Genomic DNA, 3,807 nt, shown 5'->3' with positions numbered 1-3,807 from the left:
CCGGAATCTCAACCGTCGGAAAGAACCCGGGGATCGCAGCAGAAGCGAGTAACAGCTTGCAGATCAGGGCCCGACGATCAGGTCTGTCCGATGCGGCAATCGCCCCCAAGTCCCATACGACGGGTCGACGTCCCTCAACATCTGTCGTCCCGATGTATATTCGACGTCCGCAGTTATGCGAGTCCGCAATCTTCTGAACAACTTCCGGAGTGACGTTGGCTTCAATCTGCCGCAAGAGCGGCTTGCTGTCATTGAGCGAGTCCGTAAACAGAGCCCAGGGAAGGTGTTTGCGTCGGTAAATGTCCCTGGACCTGACCATGGTATAGTTGCGACGAAGCTCCTGATCGTATTCGGGACCAAGAAAGGCGAAAATGGCAATCAGTGCTCCCGTACTGACACCGGTCACGACATCGAACTGAGGACGTGTTCCCGATTCGGTCCAGCCGCAGAGTATCCCCGCTGTGTATGCTCCATAAGAACCTCCACCTGACAGTACCAGGGCGGTCTTTTTGGGAGGAAGCACTTTGGGCTTTTGAGATTCGCGAACTCGTTCCCCTTGCGCGAAAAGTTGTCGGAACACGAGCGGTGGCGTGCCGTCGAGCCCATCGGCCGTCGTGTCCACGAGGTCGGCGGGCTTGATCCCCGCAGCCGTCGGTGACGACAATCGATGCGGAGTCGCACAACCGACTGAAAGACATAAACAGAGCGCAATCACGATCCAGGTCCAGGCGCCTCGCGCCCAGTTTGAGTCGAAATCGGCGCCTGTATCCAATGGTCTCATAGACGGCTCTGTACTGAATCTTGAAAATCTCGACAACCCCGCCTTTCAGTTTGTACTGTGGTGGTCGAGATCCCGCCGCAGAGACGTCGGCAGGGAAAACCTGGCATCACTGAGGATGGTGAGCTGAAAAAAAACCGAACCCGTTCTCACTGCGAGAACCTGAACGACTGGGCAACCTGTAACGAGGCGTAGACCTGCAGATTCTGAGACGAGCAGGCATTAGGGGACATTCCGACCGGGATACTCACCCCTCTTGCCAGAATTGCCGATCTGCTATGATACATTGCCTGATCAGGCCGCCTGAGAATTCTCAACAATCTTACCAGCACTGGCAATTCGGATGCCTCTGAAGACTGAACCCCTGGAAGAACCGTCCATCAACCTGACGTCGATGCTCGATGTCGTCATGTTGCTGATCATCTTCTTTATGGTGGGAACTCAGTTCGCCGAGGATGAGCGACAGACAGGCATTCAACTTCCCAGCGTCTCAGAAAATTTTGCCCTGTCGGGTCAACCTGATGAGATCATCGTCAACGTCGACGCGGCCGGGAAAGTCATGGTTAAAGAAGAAGAGCTCGATGTCGACGCGCTGAAAATCCTCCTGGAGGCAGCGCGCTTTGCTTACCCCAATCAATCGGTCGTGATCCGTGGTGACGGTCGCTGCCCCTATCAACTCGTGATGGATGTCTTCTCGACGTGTAAAGAAGCCGGAATTAGAAACGTATCGGTGGCACATACCCCCAAACCGAAAGGGATCTGATGCCGACACGATTACTCGAGATCCTGATAGCGAGCACGGGAGGGATGAACGCTAGCGGGGTCCTGCTGCGCGTGGTTCTCGCCGCTCTGTCCATTTTCGCCACCGTCCATTTATTCTCCCTTTGGGGAACCCGTTACGGTGATCAGAACACGCTGGGCAAGTCGCTGTTCCTGTCCCTGGTTCTGCACGCCTGCTTCTGCATGGGCTGGGTCACTGTCGCGGATTCGTATCCCAAGCCCCCCACCAAACGGCAGGGTGACACTGTCCAGACGCCGATCACCTTCATTGATACTGACGACGCTGCCCGGGACGAAGGGACGAACCCGCTTCCCATTTTTAACCAGGGTGTCTCCACCCAGGATCCGCTCATTGCTCGTGATCCTCGCACGATGTCACGCGTTGAACGAGACGAGCTGGCAGCAGAAATTGAGTCTCCTGAACTCGACAAGGCCCCTGAGACGGTCGTCGCGCCCGAGATCCCGGACTTCACTGCCATCACTGAAGAATCGGCACCCGGTCTTGAGCAGTCGTCCGCCAGTCCACCGGCAGCCGCCGCCGCGTCGAGCGAACTCATGCTCGACGAACCTACATCCGAAGCACGACCTGAAGCAACCAGTTCTGCCAACACGCGAACGTCGATCAGCCGTTCTCCCGCAGCCAGCGAAGGACTCACGCGTCCGGCGTTCCAGCGGACCGCACCATCACGGGGGGGCTCGCTGCCAGAAGATGTTTCTTCGATGACACTCCCTTCTGACATCAATCCTGACAGCATGCCTGCCCCGCCTGTCATGGCCGACAGCGATACCATTCAGCGATCCAACCTGCCCAGCCCGGCTGAACTGCAAGACCTCGAGATGAGTAGTGCAGAGGACCCATTCACCGCACCGGCTCCCGCAGCGACACGTCGAACCGAGCGGAATAGTCGCCCGGCGACTCGCCCCGAAGCGGATCCCGATGAACCGATTTCGCGACCGACGGTTGCCAGCAATGCAGCCAGAACAGGTCGCCTGCCGGATGATCGCCTGCTCAACGGCCGTGGTCTGTCGTCCCCGCTGGACGATTCGCCGCAACCGGCGTTCGTACGGCCGTCCGCACCTGCTTCGATGCGCGCCCCCGCCCGTGCCGCCGAAACCTACCAGGCACGCACCTCTGTGCAGCGTAAAGCCAACGTCATCAAGCACGGGGGAACCGAGGAGTCTGAGAAGGCTGTCGAGAACAGCTTGAAGTGGTTCGCCTCGATCCAGGAAGCTGACGGTCGGTGGTCCTCGGCTCGGCATGGGGGAGGCTCCGTCAAGTTCGATCCCCAGGGTCAGGATCGACAGGACGGAGGAAAGTTCGCCGACTCCGGTGTGACGGGTCTCGTCGTGCTTTCGTTTCTCGGAGCGGGCTACACACACGAAAAAGGTCCCTATACCGAGCAGATGAAGCGAGCGATCGATTGGCTCATCTCCCAGCAGTTGCCCAACGGCTACCTGGGGGGCAATGCGACTCGATACGACCAGAACTACTGTCATGCGATCGCGACATTCGCACTGGCAGAAGCGTACGCAGTGCAGAATGACGCTGCCGATTTTCCCGCCCTGCGTGATGCAGTGAAGCGAGGGATCAAAATGATCTCCGTCCTGCAGAACGAGGACGGAGGCTGGCGCTATGGCAAAGGGGGCGAGAGTTCCGAAAGTGACATGAGCATGTTCGGCTGGCAACTGATGGCACTCAAGAGCGCTGTAAACGCCGGAATTCCGGTTCCCGAAGAGACACGTCGGGGAATGGTCAAGTTCCTGGAAGCGCGAGGCCGCGGAAAATTTGGTGGCCTCGCGGGTTACCGTACTGCTGACCGCCCCACCCCCGCCATGACCGCAGAAGCCTTATATTGCCGCCAGATGTTTGCCATCCGCCCTAATGACGAAGCCAGCCAGGAAGCCGTCCAGTATCTGAAAGAAAACCTTCCCCGCGTGACAGCCTACGACGAATACTACTGGTACTACGGGACGTTAGCTCTGCACAATCAGGACGACGAAGCCTGGCAGCAATGGAACGCTTCGCTGCGCGACATGCTGGTGTCGCTGCAGCGACACGATGGTCCACTGTCGGGAAGCTGGGATCCCCGCGGCAAGTGGGCCGGCATCGGCGGCCGACTTTATTCGACGGCTCTCAGCACCATGTGCCTGGAGGTCTACTACCGTTATTCGCTCGGTTCAAAGACCGAAGAAGATCCCAAGTAAGCTCTCTCCGCGGCACCTCACGCTGAAACGTGGCGGTGCGATTG

3 protein-coding genes are annotated in these 3,807 nt (G+C 58.3%); 2 read left to right on the top strand and 1 reads right to left on the bottom strand.

Going from position 1 to position 3,807, the window contains the following annotated elements; genetic code table 11:
* On the bottom strand, positions 1–781 hold a 781-nt coding region (locus VGE80_RS07645), incomplete at its 3' end, for a patatin-like phospholipase family protein (RefSeq protein WP_440592227.1).
* Positions 782–1,121: 340 nt separating this feature from the next.
* Here VGE80_RS07645 and VGE80_RS07640 point away from each other — a divergent pair.
* The gene (locus tag VGE80_RS07640; protein ID WP_373649798.1) at positions 1,122–1,541 is read left to right on the top strand and encodes an ExbD/TolR family protein; all 420 of its coding nucleotides are present in this window, start codon (positions 1,122–1,124) and stop codon (positions 1,539–1,541) included.
* The gene (locus VGE80_RS07635; protein WP_440592226.1) at positions 1,541–3,763 is read left to right on the top strand and encodes a hypothetical protein; all 2,223 of its coding nucleotides are present in this window, start codon (positions 1,541–1,543) and stop codon (positions 3,761–3,763) included. The genes VGE80_RS07640 and VGE80_RS07635 overlap by 1 nt, the downstream gene beginning before the upstream one ends.
* Positions 3,764–3,807: the final 44 nt, after the last annotated feature.

The sequence above is a fragment of the Schlesneria sp. genome (assembly GCF_036405755.1).
Classification (GTDB): domain Bacteria; phylum Planctomycetota; class Planctomycetia; order Planctomycetales; family Planctomycetaceae; genus Schlesneria; species Schlesneria sphaerica.
This window is presented reverse-complemented; position numbering and strand designations above follow the sequence as displayed.